Below are 18,258 nucleotides of genomic sequence, written 5' to 3'. Positions count from 1 at the left end.
AAATAGTTACCTATTAAATAAAAATAACAAGAGAACTATTTAATTTTCAGTTAGATAGCAAAAGCATTGTGTTTCGCGGCATGAAAGGTCACTTTCTTGTTCTTGATGCCGGCGGCTAAGGCCCAGCCTTTTAATACCTGACATATAATCGTGAGGCTAGGTAGATGGAATATCAAGCCGACCCTGTCATTGTCATTCTCCCTTGCGGGAAGGTATTTTATCGCTTCCTCGGACAATGGGAGATAAATAGCCTCTTTCGTCTTTCTTTGTATGATCTGTAAACGGAATTTATCATTTCCTTCTTTTTGCATATCTTCCCATCTAAGAGCGGTCAAGTCGCTGATCCGGAGTCCGCAGAAACAGCAGAACAGAAAAGCCTTTTTTACCTCTGGGCATGCGCAATCTGTCCGGATTAACCTCTTTAGTTCCTCTAGGGTCAAATAAGTACGCAGGCTGGTAGGTTTGTGGGGTTTTTCGTCTGTATCCAGCGAACCACAAGGATTCGAGAGGATCAGTCCTTTTTTGACCGCCTTATTGAGTGTGACATTCAGGAGCCGGTAATAACCGTGAATCGTGAAGTCGCTTTTGAGGTAGGGTTGTTTACGCAAGTGAGCGATGAAACCTTTCACGAAACCGGTATCTATGTCTTTAAGCAAGCATTGCGGCATATAGTCTCTAAGATGATTGGCCAGACTTCTTAATCGTAGGGAATAGGCTTTGTCGCCATGCGCGGATTTATCGGTGGACAATTCCGAGAGGAATTCTAAAAGTGTTTTTTTCCCGAGCCCGTTTATCATACGGACACCATAAATCTCGTTCTGAAGATCAATGATCCGTTGTGCCTTGATACTATTGGCCAAGCGCAAAGTGATCCGGTTCTTATCACGGTCTTCAGGGAAACGTTCCGGGGTGAGGTAGAGCTTGAGGAACTCATAATACCTCTTTCCTTTGTAATAGATGTCCAGATATATGGACTGGTTCGCGTTCGACAGTTTCTTGAACCGGAGCTTTACGGGCTCTTTCGCTTTCATCTCATTCTTTTTTCTTGCCATGATTTTGCTGAATTTAAGTGATTATGTAAGTTTTTCAGTATAGTATTTCCTAATTTCAAGGAAATATCAATATGTTTGTTTCCTGTAATTTAGGAAATAAATCCTATCTTTGTCCTATAAAAAAAGAAAATCATGAGGAAAGATGTCATCAAATCTCTTATTGCCATCAAGCAAAGCGAAATTCCGTTTGATGTGATTGAGCGAGACATAAAGTTACCGATCAACCGAAACAAGATCATTACGGTTCCGGGTGTGCGTCGTTGCGGTAAGTCCACATTAATGGAGATCGCTATCAATGGGCTTGTCCGTGAAGGGGTTTCCCCTAGAAATATATTATGGCTGGGGTTTGATGATGAGCGTTTGAAAAATATGTCATCCGATGATTTGGATGATGTGATAGTTTCATACATGGAGATGTTTCCGGATATACCCATAAAAGATGTGTATATGTTTTTCGACGAGATTCAATTGATTAAGGATTGGGAATACTTCGTCTTGCGTGTCTATAAATCTTATTGTAAGAACATTTATGTGTGCGGAAGCAATGCTACCATGCTGTCCACAGAGTTAAGTTCGGCTCTGCGCGGATATCCCTTGGAATACGAGACCTATCCGCTTTCGTTCAATGAATATTGCCGTTTCAAGGGAATCGCCACTAATAGCTATTTGGAACAGGACAGGGCAAGATTGAAGATGGCTTTCGAGGCATACAATCAGGCAAGCGCTTTTCCCGAAATCGTATTGACGTCATCCCGGTCGGAGCAGTTGAAACTGCTTCACGGCTATTTCGACACGATGATATTGAAGGACTTGGCCGAACATTACAAGATATCCAATACGGGTGTGGTACGGTATTTCGTCAAGCGTGTCATGGCCAATCTCACCAAGCCTACCTCCATCAATGCCATCTACAAGGACATCAAGTCCCAAGGGCTTAAAGTCAGTAAGGATGACCTGTATCTTTGGGCTGATTATGTTTGTAACATCTTCATGTTCGCGCGAATCTCCAAATACGACCGTTCGCTGGTAAAGGAACAGAAATCGCTTGATAAATACTACTGTATAGATAACGGTATGCGTGGTGCCGTGCTTATGCCGCAGAGCAACGACAATGGGAAAAATCTGGAAAACACCGTGTTTATGCAACTGAACCGGATGCGGCTCCCTTCGGACAAGATTACCTACTATCAAGGAAATTGTGAGTGCGATTTTGTGCTTCAACGGGAGGATAACGTGATACAACTCATACAGGTCACTTGGGATATGGTGGATGCGAGTACGAGAGAAAGGGAAATCAAAGGCTTGCTGGAAGCCGCCTCGGTGACCGGATGCGAGAATCTTATCATTGTCACGAAAGACGAGGAAAATACATTCAATAGAGAAGGCAAGGAGATCAAGGTGATCCCTGCATGGAAATGGGTCTTGCTTTTTTCTTGCCATGATTTTGCTGAATTTAAGTGATTATGTATATTTGTTACTAGGATGATCCGAGTACCACCCCGGTAGCATAAAATACACGGATTGAGCCTTTTTCTATAGGTGAAAGTTGCAAAAGGTAGGGAAACCTATCACTTTTATGAAATTGATACATTTGTCTCTTATTATAGAGAGTTCTGCCTATCAGCGCCACGATATATCCTTTCTATTTTTGTCACATATTAATGTGAGAACAAAAAATATTATACTATGAGATTCAAGAAATACATTCTTTTATCGTTGGTGCTATGCGGATTTGCCGCTTGTTCCGATGATAATGAAATAGAAATTCCAAAGGCTCCTGTCTTGGAGAAAGCTCAACTAGCTTTGGCTATCAAGAGTGAGGAGGGGGCGGTTACGAAGACCGGAGAAACTACTCCAACGGATGCGGACGTGAATACGCTAACGGTTGGGGTGTTTGGAGTTGATGGATGGAGTGTGATATATACAAAAGATGCTACTCCTAACCTTGATGGGACAAAGGATGTCGGTCCGCAAGACGTGTATGCGGGTGATGCTCAGGTCGTGGTTGTGGCGAACGCTGCCCCGGCTATCCAAGCTGAATTGGCAAAGGCAAAGGATATAACTGACTTTCTTGAAACAACAATCAATCTGGCCGACGAGACCTTGGAAAAAGGTTTGACGATGAGTAGTGGGGTGCTTGATGTGACATTAGTTGCGAATACGATTAACTATATAGGTTATGCTGATGAGAAGAGTGAGATAACTGTGAATGGAAAAACAGGCCAGGAAGTTCATGGTGGAGGCCCAGTTCCTTTGGTTCGTAATGTCGCTTCGATCGCTTTAGCTCGGGTAACGCATAGTAATCCCGATACTGCGAATTATATAAGTAAAAACTTCGTTTTAAAAGAAGTCTTTATCGCAAGCGCAAAAGGTGTTTCAAATGTGGCTTCTAAAGAAGAGTGGGGAGCGATAGAGAAAATAATTGATTTTACAGATCCGACTCTTGGATATTTAAAATATATGGTTGGTCGAGAGTTTTCAGGGAATATTGACGAAGGTTCTTACAAGAAAGGGACTCAGTCGTTAAGAGATATGTTAGTTCAAGAAAATACAACAAGTGATGAGGCTTTGAATCATGAATTTTATGTTTATGAGAATATAAAAGGTGAAGTTAATGCAGGTGAATCTAATGTTAATCCGGCTTATGCAAACCACACTCTATTGCTCGTAAAGGGTGATTATACTTATCTCCCGCAAGGTGCGAAAGAGTCTATTACGAAAGAGAATTGTTATTACGCGATTCCTGTTGGAGAAAAAGTGACGATTGGTGGTACGGAAGAGAAGAGTGGGTTTTACGTCCAACGTAACTACAAATACGCGATCACCTTGACCATCATCGGCCCCGGTTCCGAGATCCCATACGATCCGATGGTATCGGCGAACGTGAGCGCATCCGTGAAAGTGGAGCCATGGAACGTGAAGACTATCCATGAGGAAGTAGAATAAAGCAATATAGGGTAAAATAATTGATAAGAAAAAATTAGGATTATGAAACACATACTGTTTACAAAGGAATTGCTTCTCTTGGTTGTGGCTTTGTTCGCTATTATAGCGACTAGCTGCATCAAGGAGGATTTGGATCAATGCTATACGCTCAAACTGAAGGTCGAGAATATCAAGGGAGACGATATAACGGAATACGGATGGATGGAATCTACCGATCTGTATATATTCGACGAGAATCTGAATTACTTGGAGAAACGTAGCTTGGATAAGAACTTTATCCGTTCCCGCAATGAGATCGTTTTGGATGGCTATACCGCCGATCGTAGTCTACGTATCGTGGCATGGGGCAACGTGAATGCCTTGGGTGAAAAGCAATCCGTATCGGAGGCCCAGACCATAGAGGACTTGAAAGTGATGTTGAAAAGCCAAGATGGTTTGGCGGTTACCCCGGACAGCCTTTATTATGGTAGCGAACAAGTGTTGACAAAAGCCGGAGGCGTAGCGAAGGAGACTGAGATCGTGATTCGTCCGAAAGTGGGTACGGTCACGATCGAGACCCGAGGGTTGCAAGAGCAACTCGGCAGGATGGGGTTGAGAAGTTCCGTGGATTGCGACTTCTACTTGAATAATACATTAAGTGGTTTTGATTACCGTGGCACGCAGATTGGCGATAGCGTATATTATAATCCGGAAGGTGCATGGAACGAGTCCGGGGTTGAATGGATAACCCCTACTATGCAAACCGCTTGTCCGGGACAGGATATGGCTGTGTCGATAAGCGCCAATGGAGTCTCGTTAGGCTCGGCCAAGGTAGACGAGAACGGTGATCCTATTTATACGAGCGCGGGAGAGAATACCCATCTGATCCTTGAATGGGGTGAGGGCGGAACCTTATCCGTCCGGGCAACCGTTCGTCCTTGGGGAGTAGTGGAAGAAGATATTCCGATGCATTAAAGGGTACCTCATCATATATAATTAAGAAATACGATACGAACATGAAATTATTAGCGAACATATTTTTATCCGGTTTGGCGATTCTCGCTTGTGTGAGTTGTTCTAAAGATGAGGATCCGGTTCTTCCCTTAGAAGGCGCTAAGCTGTCCGTCGCTGTCAAGGCATCCGGTACGGCTACGAAAGCCTATAACCCCAATGACGTGAATGAGTTGGAGGGTGAGGCTTATATCAATAATTTGGCTGTGGTAGTATTTAATGAGACCGGCACGGAACTGCTCGGTTATAAATGGGAGGCTCTTTCCGGGGCGGAACATTCCGCCATAATAGCCGATGTGCCGACAACGAAGGCTGTCCGGGCACGGATCATTGTCTTGGCGAACGTGCCGAGAGATTTATTATCTACCGTTTCTACCTACGATGAGTTCCAGACTCGCTTGGTAGACCTCTCCTCGCAATCGCAAACGAACCTAACGATGAGTAGTCAAGTGATCGTTACAAAATCCGCTTTATCTGAGGAAGATAACTATTTAGGATATACGGATCTTGGCGATCAGAATGTGGATGGCATCTCCGACCCGATCCTTTTGACCCGTGTAGCCGCACGTATTGATTTGGTGAATATATCCACTCGTTTTGCCGGAACGCCGTTCGCCGGACGTGAGGTGCGAATCGATGCGGTAGGCATCTACAATATGAAGACAAAGTCTTACTATTTCAGTGAGGCGGATTGGGGAGAGACAGAGGCTCCCGATGCCGTGCGAAATTCGGAAGATACCTCGTTCGAGGATCTGTTGGTAAATGATGGCACTTCGATATCCAATACGCCATTCGTTCATTATGTAATGGAAAATATGAAAAGCGACGATCACACGATGATCGCCGTAAAAGCTACCTTACGGGGAAATTCCAGTTATCAGGACCATACGAAAATCTTCACGGCGGTGATCAATGCGGGTGGCTTGCAGAACGGCTATGATCATAATTTCATCCGTCGCAACTACGTTTACCGTCTCCGTATTTATTTTGACGGCGAAAGTTTCGACAATATTCCCGTAACGCCAGACCCGGGCCCAGGTCCGGATCCGGAACCCGAGGTAGATACCAACTTGAATATAGCCGTGCAGGTAGTAGGCTGGGGCCCGGTAATGCAGCATCCGGTAATAGACTAAGTAATGGAATCATAGGGAATGAAATTTAGTATAAACAAGAAAAAACAAAAGGATATGAAACTAAGACATTTATTATTAGCCTCCTTCGCCGTATGCACTTTTGCCTCCTGCTCGGACGATAGCTCGAATGGCATCGAGATACCGGAAGAGAACTATCAGATGATAGATGCGAACGTCTCTCTTACCGCTACGGCTTTGGATGGGATACAGACAAAAGCGACAACGGAAGTAGGCAGTGGAAACGAGCAATTTATAAGGAGCCTGACCGCTTATTTATTTTATGCGGATAATGACGGTGATGCGGCTAACGATAAATTTGCGGCCATGAAAACAGTGGAGGCTTCCGGCTCTGAAAAGTTGCGAACGATTGAAGATATCGTTGTTAAAGTGAAGGCTATGGCGGCAGGTGAAGTTTCTTCTACGCAATTGAAAGTGGTAATCTTTGCGAATACAGCGCTTGATAAAATTCCTTCTACATGGGGGGATATAACGAACGGCGAGCTTTCGAATATCGTAAGTTTTGCGGATGTACATGCGTCAACTCAAGCTACTTATGTCCCGATGTTTAGCCAGATTGTCACAATCGGTGGGCTTGTGGCTGGGACGGATTACGATAATTGGGTAATAGCTAATGATCAGTCTATTAAGAATACAAAACAAGCTGATATAGGCTCCAATCATACGACAATCATTAAAAACGGCGACAAATGGACTGAGGGTGATGCTTATTATCCTGAGGAGAACTCGACTGATAATATTTCCTTAACCCGCCATGTAGCCCGGGTGCAGTTAGAGGGATTGGATTGCAATTTCACGCAGAGTTATGAAGGTGCTACATTTACATTGACAGGCGTATACGTAGCGAATGTTAGTACTAAGTCTAAATTGTATGGTGACGCTACGGCTTACTCATTGGAGCAAGCCGCCGGCCCTTTCAGCCATGGATGTGATTATATACGTGATGATTATTACTTGGTGAAGGGTACAAACAATGTCGCTCAGTTTGCCAAAGAGATCAAGGAGCAGGTTTCTATAAACATGGTAAGTAATAATCACAGTAAGAACATGAGTGGCAGTGAGGTCAATTATTCCGGACCCGCATGGCAAACGTTCTCTGATAAGACAACCTCCGGTACAAATAACAGCAGTCTTCCGGAAATGGCTCAATTTTACGTATATGAGTATAATGGAACAACACACGACATGACAAAAGATCCAGAGCCTAGCGATGCTCCTACCGGAAATATCCAAACCCTGTTGATCCTTAAAGGGACTTGGACAAATAATGGAGTGGTCAAAGAGAACCGTTATTACCGTATCCCTATTAGCGATGGTGCTGCTATAGGCGTACAACGCAATAATATATATAAGGTATATGCCACTATTACCGGCGAGGGTTCCAAGGATCCCGATACTAGCGAGTTGAACGCTTGCATCAGCTTTAGCGTAAAGGTGCAGCCTTGGACAGTCATTACGCAACATGAGGATGACGTGAATTGATTAAGTTCTTTTATATTTAAATAAACAGCGAAAGGCGGGGTTCGGAATTTCCGGGCTCCGTTTTTTTGTCCTATGATGGATGGATTTGCGCCCTGCATAGGTATCCCTATCGCCTAAGATAGCTTTAGCCACACCCTTAAAACGCTACTTCCAATATGCTAGTTTTACCCCTTAAAGTTGAAAGTTACGCCTATCGTGCCGAATAATGGATTCCTCTAATTTTGCTAGCGTAAAACAAGAGAAAAATTCAATCCATTATGAAAATAAAGAATATACTAGCATTGTTATGCTTCCTTTGCATCGGAGTGTCCTGCTCCATGGAAGACGATATTTTGAATAACGTGGATATGGGAGGCGTTGGGACGAATATCGCAAACACCGAGGCCGTTTTTGCCTTCTCTCTTTCCGGCAATAGCTCTATGACCAAGGCTGGTGAAATAACGGAAAATCCCAATGATGTTACTTCTACGGAATCTTCTATCAGTAATTGTTTTGTAGCTATTATTAAAGATGACAATGTATTGTCTTCTTATTGGTACGCAACGAGCGATTTGCAGACGAGTAGCGAGTCCTTTACTACGGATATCGAGCGCCACATGATCGTGAAAGTGCCAAGTGATAAGCCGGCACTTACGGCTTATGCGGTGGCGAACCTGACACAGACGACTGCCGATAAGTTATTGGCTTGTACAACCATAGCGGATATTCAAGATGTAGAGTTGGCAGAACATCCTAATTTTCTAGTAAAAGTAGGAGAACAACCCATTGGATCTTATAAAACAACTACTCAATTGGCTACTCACGATGACGGGAATTGTAACAAAATAACAATTCCCGTATCGCAGAGAGTTGCGGCGTTTGAACTGGCTTCCTTCAAGGTGGTAGACACGAGTAAAGAAAAGGTGGATGGTGAGTATCCGGTAGTACCGAATGTAGAGGTCGTTTCCGTACAGATGCTGAACATTAAGCTAAGCGCTAAAGTGGTAGGTGAGTATGGTAGCTCTTTTTCCGGAGTAGATGATAATATTCTGAAGCCAACCGATGTGAACCAGAGTGATCCGAAGAAAGACATTTACGGTACTTACGATAAGATCCGTTTTTATGGCTATGATAATACGGATGTAGATCGTCAGACTTTCATGAAAATAACCTATAAGGTCGATGGTGCGGTAATGGATCGTACCTATCCGATCAAGACAAAGCCGGGAGATGCGGTGAAGGTTGTTGGGGGGAATCTCTATAAGTTATCTGTGACAATAGGTAATGCCAGCGAGGATATTGATTTTGTAATTGAAGATTGGATACCGAATACCTTGAGTGTCGGTGATATTTTTGGAGAACCAGTTAAGTAAACAGGGTAAAATAAACATAACATGAAGCAGTTAAAAGATATAGTATTGACAGGATTTTTGGCGCTCTTGGCCTTTACCGCATGTACGGAAGAGAAGCTGATAGATGAGCGACCGATGGAAACAGGTACGGTTTCGATCTCTTTCTCTACTGAGGGCGTGGAGACGAAAGTGATAAATGCCGATGGTACTTATCAGTACGCTACGGCGGATGAACTTAACATAAACAATATTTTTGTCTCTATCTTCAAGAAGGTAGATAACGAGTGGAAATACTTGATTTCTAAGACCGGAACCTTAGGTGATGGCAGTTTTGTCGGGACACAAAGTTCCGGCTCCTTTAAACTGACCGGTTTGACCTTGCCGCTTAACACGGAACTGAAGGTGGTAGCTATCGTGAATCCATTGGAGGACAAGGTTGCGTCTTATGCGGAAATGGATTATAATGGGTTAAGTGCCGAGACGGTAACTTATACTGGTACGTTGGGTGGAGAGGGTTATTATACATTCGATCCGAAAACCTTGATAAAGGCAGGCGAGCAGGATATGAAATTTACCGCTACTAGCGGTGTGATTTCTGGCGGCAAGGATGTCCATTTGAAGCAATTGGCGGCGAAAGTAGAGTTGGACTTGGATGTGGAGTTGCCGAAGATGGAAGGCTCTACGACTACGAGTAAGTGGACGTTGGATGGTTATTCTATGGATGACATTATCAATAAGTTATCTAAAAGAATGAGTAGCGCATCTAACAAAAATAAACCTGTTATTGTATATGTGGATCAGTCTGGTGCATTGAAGGCAACAGGATCGGGAGAAAAAGTTCCAGCTGGTGCTAAGGCGTTAGCGCGGGCATGGAATAACTCTGCGGATAAAGACTGTGCTAATCAACCTAATACTAGTAATAAATATGCGCATATAGAAAGTTTTTCTTCGGGAAACCCTATTACAATGGCGATAACTACTACAACTCCAACATGGTTGTTTAATTTGATAAGTGTTCAAGTATTGAATGTGAATACACAATCGAAACTGATTATCCCCACAAATCAATTGAATGATGCGATTGGTTTGAGAGATGGATCTATCCTAGGAGGAATGGCAGATACTAAGGTCAATTTATCTTTTTACACGTATGAAAGAGACAAGGTCAGTGATCTAACAAAAGCCTTGTCTGTGAAGATAGTTGGGGAATACGTTAAGGGTGATAAAAAGGAAATAGCAACTTATAAGTTGAAGTCTACAGGTTTTCATCCCACATGGGATGAAGATGGGGGCTGGGGAGAAGGTTCAAACACTAAGTTTATTATCAATACGGAAGAATTGGAAATGGGTGGAACCGTATCTAAAATAGATATAACTTCTACCGGAGAGAGTACGGACTATCAATACTCCATCCCAATCAACCCTGAATATAAAGCGGATGAATGCACGGACGGTTTGATCCACGGTAACTATTATCATGTGACAGGAATGTTGAAACAATCAACAGGTGAGTTTAATATATGGGTAGCTCCTTGGGTTGGGAAAGATGTTAGCGCAAACTTTAATTAAACAGTAAATAGAATATTATGAAAGCGATAAAAAATATATATGCCTTGTTCTTGGGCCTGTTAATGCTAGGACTAGGTTCCTGCATGGAAGAGACGGAAGTGAATGGAGGAGAGCAGAATGTTGATGGATTACGACTGTCCTTGAGCGTTTCCGCTAGCGACGTGATCTCTCCGCTCACGAAAGCCTCAGCTACTGATGCTAATGCTATTAGCGATTTGAATATCCTTGTGTATAATAAGGATAATAATCGCTTAGTTAAAGGATTGTATTTGACCGGTGCAGCCTTGAATGGCCTTACCGTAAATAATAACGAAGAGAATAAGGCGGTTAATTACGATATAGCTTTACAGAATGGTTCTTATCGTGTACGAGTAATTGCGAACGCAGAATCTGATTTGAGTGCGGAGCCGTTCGATAAGATAGATAATCTATCGTATGGAACGTTAGATAATTTGCCAAAGATGGTAATGAGCGCATCCGCTGATGATGTATCAGTTAGCGGAGGAAAAGGTTTTGCCATCCTTTCGTTAAAGCGTATTTACGCTATGATATCCGTATCTGTGAATACTTCTGGATTGAAAGATCGTACGATCAAGCCCCTAAAAGTATCTTTGCATCAAGTACCGGCTACTGGTAAATTGTTTATGAACAACTTAATCCCGGCAAATCCGTCACCTTCAGATTATATAACGGAGGCTGATATGATCGAATTTTCCAATCCGGTAGAGAATGTTAGTTCAATGAAAGATAACAGTGTTTTCTTTATGTATGAGAATAAGCAACCGGATGGTGTCTGCTTACTGAAAGACGGAAAGTATGTAGAGGCATATAAAACCCCGGCCAGTTTAGGTAACACCCCAATAAAGGATGTTGCCACTGTGGAAGCGGATAAGACTTGTTCTTATATTCGTGTGGAAGCGGAGTATTCAGAAATGGGTGCTAGTGGGAAGATTGTTTATCGCTTTTTCTTAGGAGATGACGCTTTTACCAATTTTGTGGTAGAGCGAAACGCCCACTATAACGTGACGCTTAATCTTACCGGTAAGGGCGGGGTTGACGAGGCTTCTTGGCGTGTGACGAAAGATTTTAACTGGGATTTTACGGTGGATGATATTTATATCGGGTATCGGATAGGCTCTATAAGTGATATCCAAGTGAAGTTGCCGACAGACCATGGTTGGTTTGATAATTGTACATGGAGTGTGGAAGGTTCAAATCGTGAGGATTTCCAGATTGGTGCGTATGATAAAAATACGAATACGATTCGAGTTATCACGAAGAAAACGAATATTAGTAGTAAGGATCACATAACTAATACCGTGACGATTACGGCTACAGGGAAGGACGGAAAATCAATCTCTAAAACTGTAACTGTCAATCAAGTTATCCGTTTGGTCGATCCGATAGCTTTCTATAAGAAATGGGACAACAGGGAGCTTGTCAAAGTTAAGGTGCGAGAATTTAATAAGGAGAAGAGAAAGTATGAGATATTGAATTCTATTGGCCCTTGGACAGCTACTATTACCGCTGGGGATTGGTTTACGCTATCTACAGATGACGGACAGTCTGTCGTCGGAACATCGAAGTCTGTTACAGGTACTGGAGGTGATATTGTTTTTAATTATAAACCGAATTCGAGCACAGGAAGTTCTTCCACCAATCGTTATGGCGCTATCAAGGTAACCTATCATAATAACCGTTGCGAGCATATGATTTATTTGCGTCAAGGTTATGCGGATACGCAATTGTTGGATGGTGGGGCAACTTGGTCTTTATTCAATTGTACGACAAAAGGCTCTATCACCAACGCTCCGACCCAATCTGGATATTTTTATCAAGGAGGGGCTTCAGATTCCTATTATACACCATGGGATGTGACTTATGGTAATAAGCATTTGAATTGGAAAGAAAAAACATCGGAGGACATGCGCAATGAAAAATACAAATGGGAGTATGGACAAGGTCCATGTCCGAGTGGTTATAAAGTTCCTGCGGCTAGCCATTACAGTGCTATTAAGAGTGCTACGGAGAAAAATACATTATTTACATATGGAGGATATGTGTATGATGATAGTTGTCCGGTTGAGAATACTCCTTTTGGTTGGCAGTGGGATTCAGAAGGCAATGCGGTTATAGATGAAACTATAGATTGCAATCCGGCTAAAGGAACATTAATGGTTCGTTCTACTGGAGAACCTGTCAATTTGTTCTTCTCTTATGGAAAGGCTGTTATGACTGAGCATGGGAGTGCTGCAGAGGATACAGGGATTGATGAGATTGGTATTGGATATTTGGGTGGAGGTCGACTTCTCTATAATACAGCCCATCGATATGGGGCTTTTTATTGGTCTGGATCTGGTGACTCTAATGCTGATACGAATATGCTTTTTATAGATTTTTGGTATTCTCTGAATACCAATGTTCCTATTAATGTCGGAACATTAAATACGAATAACGGCATGTTTGTTCGTTGTGTGAGGAGTGAAAAATAAATTGATATATCTAGTTGTAGAGACGCAGCATGCTGCGTCTCTCTCTATTTAACTGAAATCAATCTGACACTTTGTATCCTTAACTCCCGGAGAATCCCTTTTTCCGCCCAACCTACGGCTTGCCTCCAAATACGCAAGAAAAAAACAGTAATTGCTTAGCATATACGTAGATGCTGAAAAACGCCCATTCATTCTAGCTAAATTAGTTCATCGTAATTCATATCAAGTAGGGTGAAAAGGGGAAAAACAGGCTTACGACTGGGGTGTAACGATGCAAGAATGCCCATTCGCAACCGCTTATAACCCTATTAGCGACCGCTTACGATGCCCAACGGCACGGTAGGTGGTGCCCAACGCCACCGTATGTGTAGGCTTTTGCCTCCTAATGTGCGTTGAAAACCGTCCTTTTTTATCCTAAAACATGAATAAAGCGGCGCTCCACGCCTTTATTACGTGGCTTTCATTAAAAGGGAATGCCACGATATGCGTCTTATATTGATCAAAAGGATCAGATAATGTTCGTTTGGCTAACAGGTTGATCTTTGATACTAAAGTGATATGAATGGCTTATTTTATCTAGACGAGATTTTTTATTCGGAAAATAGTCCTTACCTTTACGGCATAGATACGTTTTCTGAACTTCAGCCTTCCCGAGTTCCCTTCATGGCGAACGGACGTGGTTCTGGCAAACGAGCAAACAGGTAAGACTTTTGGGCGGATCCGGCTGTGATCGCCCAATCTACGGGGTTTTCCTTGGAGGAGGTGAATGACCTTGAGAACCTTATCCGCAAGGAGGAGATTAAGAATTAGAAGTGGATGATGCGGATTGATGGTGTTAATAGAATCCGAGTCTGATAAATACAGTATGACTGATAAGGGGCAGGCTTACACAAGTCTGCCCCTTGCTGTCTTTATAAAGTGTCGGTGTTCCTATCACCTTCTTTGAAATGAATAGGTGTTCTTATCAATCAAGGACAGTTGGTAGGTTTACCCTTTAAAGTTGAAACTCACACCTATCGTGCTAAGAAATGTTATAATCTACTTTTGTGATACAAATTAAAAGTGAAAGGGATGAATAGGAGAGAACTCGTGAAAACATTGGCTGATAAATTGTCGGTTACGCAAGCGGAGGCGATGCGCTTTGTTCAAGCTTGGGAAGAGACTACGACAGAGGCTTTGGAAAGTGATGGTTCTTTGATGCTATTGGGCTTTGGAACGCTCTCCGCTTGGGAACAAACCGAACGGATCGGCAGAAATCCTAGGAATGGAGTGGCTTATATAATAAGGGCTCGTAAAAGCGTGAAGTTTAAGCCCGGTAAGTTATTACTTAAACGGTTGAATGCGAGCTCGTCGAAGTGAAGGCATTCATGAATGTATAATAAAAACGAAAAAATATTCGATATGAAGAGAATTCTTTTCCTAGTCCTGCTCTTGGTAGCTACGACAGGCGTTTACGGCCAGAAGTTCGCGGTGAAGTCGAACTTGCTCTATGATGCGACTGCTACGATCAACTTGGGCGTAGAGGTTGGCTTGGCGAAAAAGTGGTCGCTAGATCTATCCGGTAACTATAATGGATGGAAGTTTGGCGATGAGGCTCGTATGAAACATTGGCTGGTACAACCAGAAGCTCGTTATTGGTTGTGCGAGAAGTTCAACGGACATTTCTTCGGCTTGCATGCGCACTATGCGGATTACAATGTTGGAGGTCTGAAGTTCTTGAGCAAGAATATGGAGAATCATCGGTATCAAGGTAATTTGTATGGAGCCGGACTTTCTTATGGCTATCAGTGGTTGTTGAGTGACCGGTGGAGCATGGAAGCCGTGCTGGGTATTGGTTGGGCGCATCTGGATTATGATAAATATCCTTGTGCCACTTGCGGAACCGTATTGAAAAGCGATACGAAAGATTATTTCGGGGTTACGAAAGCCGCTATTTCTATTATTTACTTTATTAAATGACCCAAGCGATGAACAAGAAGATAAATGCATATATGATGGCGGCTATGATGGCCGTCGTGTCTCCGGCAATCATGGGACAGACTGCCTCGGATGGGGTTAAAGTGATTTGTAACGACGTGGTACAGAAGGGCGACTCGGTGTATATCGATGCCGTGGTGACGGTAAGTAGCGATGCGGTGAAATCCCGTAGCTATTTGGAACTGACCCCCGTCTTGGAATCGGCTTCGCAAAAAGAGGGGCTTCCTTCTATTTTGGTGAACGGACGTATCCGCCAGAAAGTATATAACCGTGAGGTCGCCTTGGATAATTTGAACGACGTACCTCATTATACTATCTTGAAAGCCGGGAAGGAAGATCAAGTGGTAAGTTATAAAACCGCCGTGCCTTTTGAGGATTGGATGAAAGACGCACGTGTCGTGTTAGACCCGAATCTATGCGGTTGCGGTAAGGAAGAGGCCGGTAGTCCGTTATTGATCGCTGACAAGATTCGTCGTCGTCCGGATAAGCGCTATGAGGTTCAGCCTACATTCTCTTATATCACGCCGATGGCAGAGACGGAGAAGCATCGTGCGGAGGTCGGTACGGCTTTCTTAGACTTCCAAGTGGGTAAATATCAGATTCTTCCTGATTTCCGTAATAATGCGGTGGAGTTGGCGAAGATCAATAATACGATCCGTACCGTTACAGAGGATAAGAACGTGAAACCGACAGGTATCGTACTGAAAGGATATGCCTCACCGGAAGGCTCTTACGCTAGTAATAAGAAATTGGCGGATAATCGTGTCAAAGCGTTACGTGACTATATCCGCCAGAAGAATGACTTCAAGGCTGATTTCTTCACGATGAGCTCGGAACCGGAAGATTGGGCCGGTTTTAAGGAAAAGGTAGAGGCCGATCCGAATGTACCGAATCGTAGCGAGGTATTGGCGATTATCGATAGCTCGGATGATCCGGATCGCAAGGAGGCTAAGTTACGTGCCTTGGGTGGTGGCGCCGCTTTCCGTTATGTGCTGAAAGATATTTTCCCTTCGTTACGTCGCTCGGAGTATAAGATTGATTATACGGTACGTGAGTTTACGGAGGATGAGGGGCGTGAGATCATCAAGACTCGTCCGCAACAGCTAAGTTTAGGGGAGATGTTCGCGGTGGCTAACAGCTATGAGATCGGTAGTGACGAATATAATAATGTATTTGATATCGCTGTTCGTATGTTCCCGAATGATCCGGTAGCGAATCTTAACGCCGCGAATATCGCTATGGGCAAGGGTGATTATGCTTCCGCTAAGAACTATTTGGCGAAAGCGGGGAACGCCCCGGAGGCGGTTCACGCGAAAGGAGTGTTAAGTATGTTGACTGGTGATTTGACAGAAGCGGAATCTCTATTGAAGCAGGCTCAGGATATGGGAGTAAAGGCCGCGGCGATAAATTTAGAGGAATTGCGCAAGAAAATAGAGGATAATGCGGTATTTGATAGTTTCAACGCTGTAAAATGATAGCTATTCCTCCCTATGTATAGGGTAGAAGGCACTTAATTTGTAAATGTCATGAAGACAAATATTAATAATAATTTCTTTTATATGGAACAAGCATCAGATGTAGTAGAGTTGGTTCTGCCTCATGAGGTAGATAATCCAAACAATGTCTATCTGTATCTGGAAGGAGATGCTTGGTGCGCATACGAACGTTCAGCCTACTATCTGACTCAGATGGAGGTTTCGGTTGTATTAAAGAAAGAAGTAATCCACGATGACTATGACGTGGTTTTACTGAAAGCTTTTTTCGCCGTGAATGATATGTATTTGCCCCTTTCTCCTACGGCTGTGCTGAAGTTGGTTGCCGACGATAAGCTACAGTTCCAGATAAGGGATAGGGTAGAAGGTTTTTCCGAATGGAAAGAGAATGAGTTAAAAAAATTATCTGCTTGATAAGGAAGCGAACGCTTCTTATTTAAGCATGTAAAGTTGAGGGGTGTAACGGTCCTGAAAAGTAGTGATACTTTTCAGGACTATTTTTTTGTATGGGGAGCTTCCCTGTAAATGATCACCCGGCAATCTGGGGAGAGGGTGACGGTAAATTGATTTCCTAAAGCCTCGTTGAGAGTTCCTTGCCACCATGAGGTGAGCTTTCGTTGGCAAATGGGCCAGCGGAGTCCTTCTGTACTAATCTCCCCTTCGGGATAAAGAACGAAAATGGAGATTTGTTGCCCCGGATAAGAAGCGAAAGTCGTTGTTTCTAAGATAGGTGTGAAAAGACCATAGTCGGATAACATCTCCACCCGCTTGAATAAGGGGGCATACTCCATAAGAAGGGATATATTTCCCAATGTATGATCCTCACGCAATCCGGTAGCTCCTAATATGAGAACTTCTCGATAGCCTTGGGCATGGGCGAAGCGGATGGATTTGGAGAGGTCGTTGATCTCTTGGTCCTCTACATGGTGGATTCGGTCTGCGTAGCGTTTGCGCAGGTCGGCGGGTATACTGTCCAAGTCTCCTACGATAGCGTCCGGATGAATACCCTTTTCATAAAGTGTCTTTACGGCTCCATCACAAGCGATAATCGTTTTCGCTTCCTTTAATAATCTCAAGGGTAACTCAGCGGAAGGAAATCTCCCATTCGCTACGATCACACATCCTCTTTCCTTCACTTCCGTATTATCTCCCATAATTCATAAATTATAAATTAAAACTCTTCCCCTTTCTTCCGCCAATTGTAATAGCCCACAATGGCTAGTGTCGCATAGCAAAAATAGAGTAGCATCGTCGGATACAAGCCCCGAAGGTAATAAAGATATACGGAAACGAGGTTTACGATTACCCAAAAAATCCAATGCTCGATAATTCGCCTTGCCAGCATCCAAGTAGCGACAATGCCTACCGACGTGGTGAACGCATCGCCTACGGGGATGGGAGAGTCCGTGAATTGATGAAGGAGATACCATAAGATGGCGAATACAACGGCCAATGTTCCGATAATCCCCACGAAAAGCGGAAGGCTCAGATGGGTGTATAGGATACGGTCGGAGGGAAGACTGTCGTTTTCCGTGTGTATCTCATGTTTCTTCCGGGTCCATTGATAGAAACCGTATATGCTGATTCCTACGTAATAGGTTTGCAATCCCATGTCCGCATAAATCTTAGCGGACAGGAAGACAAAGACATACACGAGGGAGGTGAGGAATCCCACCACCCACATGCCCTTATGTTGTTTAATCTCTAGAAAGAGATAGAGCAGACCGGTTATTACTCCGAAGTATTCTAGCCAAACCATTTTAGTAATTGATAAT

15 protein-coding genes are annotated in these 18,258 nt (G+C 43.4%); 12 read left to right on the top strand and 3 right to left on the bottom strand.

The annotated features are described in order from the left end of the window. Positions 1–50 precede the first annotated feature (50 nt). On the bottom strand, positions 51–1,052 hold the full coding sequence (locus tag ACESPU_RS20510) for a site-specific integrase (RefSeq protein WP_048927145.1): 1,002 nt from the start codon (positions 1,050–1,052) through the stop codon (positions 51–53). Between the two features lie 132 nt (positions 1,053–1,184). On the opposite strand from ACESPU_RS20510, the gene ACESPU_RS20505 reads away from it, so the two are divergent. The 12 genes from ACESPU_RS20505 (at position 1,185) to ACESPU_RS20450 (ending at position 16,897) form a co-directional block, all read left to right on the top strand. Then, positions 1,185–2,513: an ATP-binding protein gene (locus tag ACESPU_RS20505; protein ID WP_048927146.1), complete on the top strand. Its 1,329-nt coding sequence runs from the start codon at positions 1,185–1,187 to the stop codon at positions 2,511–2,513. Positions 2,514–2,738: 225 nt separating this feature from the next. After that, positions 2,739–3,998 (top strand): fimbrial protein, encoded by a 1,260-nt coding sequence (locus ACESPU_RS20500; RefSeq protein ID WP_048927147.1) that lies wholly within the window; start codon positions 2,739–2,741, stop codon positions 3,996–3,998. A gap of 42 nt (positions 3,999–4,040) precedes the next feature. Next, the gene (locus ACESPU_RS20495) at positions 4,041–4,952 is read left to right on the top strand and encodes a FimB/Mfa2 family fimbrial subunit (protein WP_009016907.1); all 912 of its coding nucleotides are present in this window, start codon (positions 4,041–4,043) and stop codon (positions 4,950–4,952) included. Positions 4,953–4,993: 41 nt separating this feature from the next. Further along, positions 4,994–6,121, top strand: coding sequence for a fimbrial protein (locus tag ACESPU_RS20490; RefSeq protein ID WP_009016908.1), 1,128 nt, complete (start codon positions 4,994–4,996; stop codon positions 6,119–6,121). A gap of 54 nt (positions 6,122–6,175) precedes the next feature. Next, on the top strand, positions 6,176–7,621 hold the full coding sequence (locus tag ACESPU_RS20485) for a fimbrial protein (protein ID WP_039848572.1): 1,446 nt from the start codon (positions 6,176–6,178) through the stop codon (positions 7,619–7,621). Positions 7,622–7,878: 257 nt separating this feature from the next. Then, positions 7,879–8,973 (top strand): hypothetical protein, encoded by a 1,095-nt coding sequence (locus tag ACESPU_RS20480; RefSeq protein ID WP_009016910.1) that lies wholly within the window; start codon positions 7,879–7,881, stop codon positions 8,971–8,973. Positions 8,974–8,994: 21 nt separating this feature from the next. Then, positions 8,995–10,521 carry a hypothetical protein gene (locus ACESPU_RS20475; protein ID WP_122378684.1) on the top strand — a complete coding sequence of 509 codons (1,527 nt, stop codon included), beginning with the start codon at positions 8,995–8,997 and terminating at the stop codon, positions 10,519–10,521. Between the two features lie 17 nt (positions 10,522–10,538). Then, positions 10,539–13,013 (top strand): DUF4906 domain-containing protein, encoded by a 2,475-nt coding sequence (locus tag ACESPU_RS20470; RefSeq protein ID WP_195283947.1) that lies wholly within the window; start codon positions 10,539–10,541, stop codon positions 13,011–13,013. Positions 13,014–14,084: 1,071 nt separating this feature from the next. Then, entirely contained in the window at positions 14,085–14,372 is a 288-nt protein-coding gene (locus ACESPU_RS20465) for an HU family DNA-binding protein (RefSeq protein WP_373133633.1), read from the top strand. Between the two features lie 42 nt (positions 14,373–14,414). After that, complete coding sequence (locus ACESPU_RS20460; RefSeq protein ID WP_005859412.1) at positions 14,415–14,972, top strand: DUF3575 domain-containing protein; 558 nt, start codon at positions 14,415–14,417, stop codon at positions 14,970–14,972. Between the two features lie 8 nt (positions 14,973–14,980). Further along, positions 14,981–16,465, top strand: a complete 1,485-nt coding sequence (locus ACESPU_RS20455) for a DUF3868 domain-containing protein (protein WP_373133632.1) — start codon at positions 14,981–14,983, stop codon at positions 16,463–16,465. 51 nt (positions 16,466–16,516) lie between these two features. Beyond that, entirely contained in the window at positions 16,517–16,897 is a 381-nt protein-coding gene (locus tag ACESPU_RS20450; RefSeq protein WP_005867576.1) for a hypothetical protein, read from the top strand. Between the two features lie 80 nt (positions 16,898–16,977). Here ACESPU_RS20450 and ACESPU_RS20445 read toward each other — a convergent pair whose 3' ends face one another. Both ACESPU_RS20445 and pnuC read right to left on the bottom strand, forming a co-directional pair. Beyond that, positions 16,978–17,637 carry a thiamine diphosphokinase gene (locus ACESPU_RS20445; RefSeq protein WP_057328872.1) on the bottom strand — a complete coding sequence of 220 codons (660 nt, stop codon included), beginning with the start codon at positions 17,635–17,637 and terminating at the stop codon, positions 16,978–16,980. A gap of 17 nt (positions 17,638–17,654) precedes the next feature. Next, positions 17,655–18,242, bottom strand: coding sequence for a nicotinamide riboside transporter PnuC (gene pnuC, locus ACESPU_RS20440; protein WP_008777886.1), 588 nt, complete (start codon positions 18,240–18,242; stop codon positions 17,655–17,657). Positions 18,243–18,258: the final 16 nt, after the last annotated feature.

Source organism: Parabacteroides sp. 20_3, from assembly GCF_964238835.1.
GTDB lineage: Bacteria > Bacteroidota > Bacteroidia > Bacteroidales > Tannerellaceae > Parabacteroides > Parabacteroides distasonis.
The sequence above is the reverse complement of the archived record's forward strand: the minus strand, read 5'-3'. Positions and strand labels throughout refer to the sequence as shown.

What these genes read in the sequence shown, in the direction of transcription:
- ACESPU_RS20450 (WP_005867576.1), top strand. Translation starts at nt 16,517, where the DNA reads ATGAAGACAAATATTAATAATAATTTCTTTTATATGGAACAAGCATCA.
- ACESPU_RS20460 (WP_005859412.1), top strand. Translation starts at nt 14,415, where the DNA reads ATGAAGAGAATTCTTTTCCTAGTCCTGCTCTTGGTAGCTACGACAGGC.
- ACESPU_RS20480 (WP_009016910.1), top strand. Translation starts at nt 7,879, where the DNA reads ATGAAAATAAAGAATATACTAGCATTGTTATGCTTCCTTTGCATCGGA.
- ACESPU_RS20445 (WP_057328872.1), bottom strand. Translation starts at nt 17,637, where the DNA reads ATGGGAGATAATACGGAAGTGAAGGAAAGAGGATGTGTGATCGTAGCG.
- ACESPU_RS20490 (WP_009016908.1), top strand. Translation starts at nt 4,994, where the DNA reads ATGAAATTATTAGCGAACATATTTTTATCCGGTTTGGCGATTCTCGCT.
- ACESPU_RS20485 (WP_039848572.1), top strand. Translation starts at nt 6,176, where the DNA reads ATGAAACTAAGACATTTATTATTAGCCTCCTTCGCCGTATGCACTTTT.
- ACESPU_RS20470 (WP_195283947.1), top strand. Translation starts at nt 10,539, where the DNA reads ATGAAAGCGATAAAAAATATATATGCCTTGTTCTTGGGCCTGTTAATG.
- ACESPU_RS20495 (WP_009016907.1), top strand. Translation starts at nt 4,041, where the DNA reads ATGAAACACATACTGTTTACAAAGGAATTGCTTCTCTTGGTTGTGGCT.
- ACESPU_RS20455 (WP_373133632.1), top strand. Translation starts at nt 14,981, where the DNA reads ATGAACAAGAAGATAAATGCATATATGATGGCGGCTATGATGGCCGTC.
- ACESPU_RS20465 (WP_373133633.1), top strand. Translation starts at nt 14,085, where the DNA reads ATGAATAGGAGAGAACTCGTGAAAACATTGGCTGATAAATTGTCGGTT.
- ACESPU_RS20510 (WP_048927145.1), bottom strand. Translation starts at nt 1,052, where the DNA reads ATGGCAAGAAAAAAGAATGAGATGAAAGCGAAAGAGCCCGTAAAGCTC.
- pnuC (WP_008777886.1), bottom strand. Translation starts at nt 18,242, where the DNA reads ATGGTTTGGCTAGAATACTTCGGAGTAATAACCGGTCTGCTCTATCTC.
- ACESPU_RS20505 (WP_048927146.1), top strand. Translation starts at nt 1,185, where the DNA reads ATGAGGAAAGATGTCATCAAATCTCTTATTGCCATCAAGCAAAGCGAA.
- ACESPU_RS20475 (WP_122378684.1), top strand. Translation starts at nt 8,995, where the DNA reads ATGAAGCAGTTAAAAGATATAGTATTGACAGGATTTTTGGCGCTCTTG.
- ACESPU_RS20500 (WP_048927147.1), top strand. Translation starts at nt 2,739, where the DNA reads ATGAGATTCAAGAAATACATTCTTTTATCGTTGGTGCTATGCGGATTT.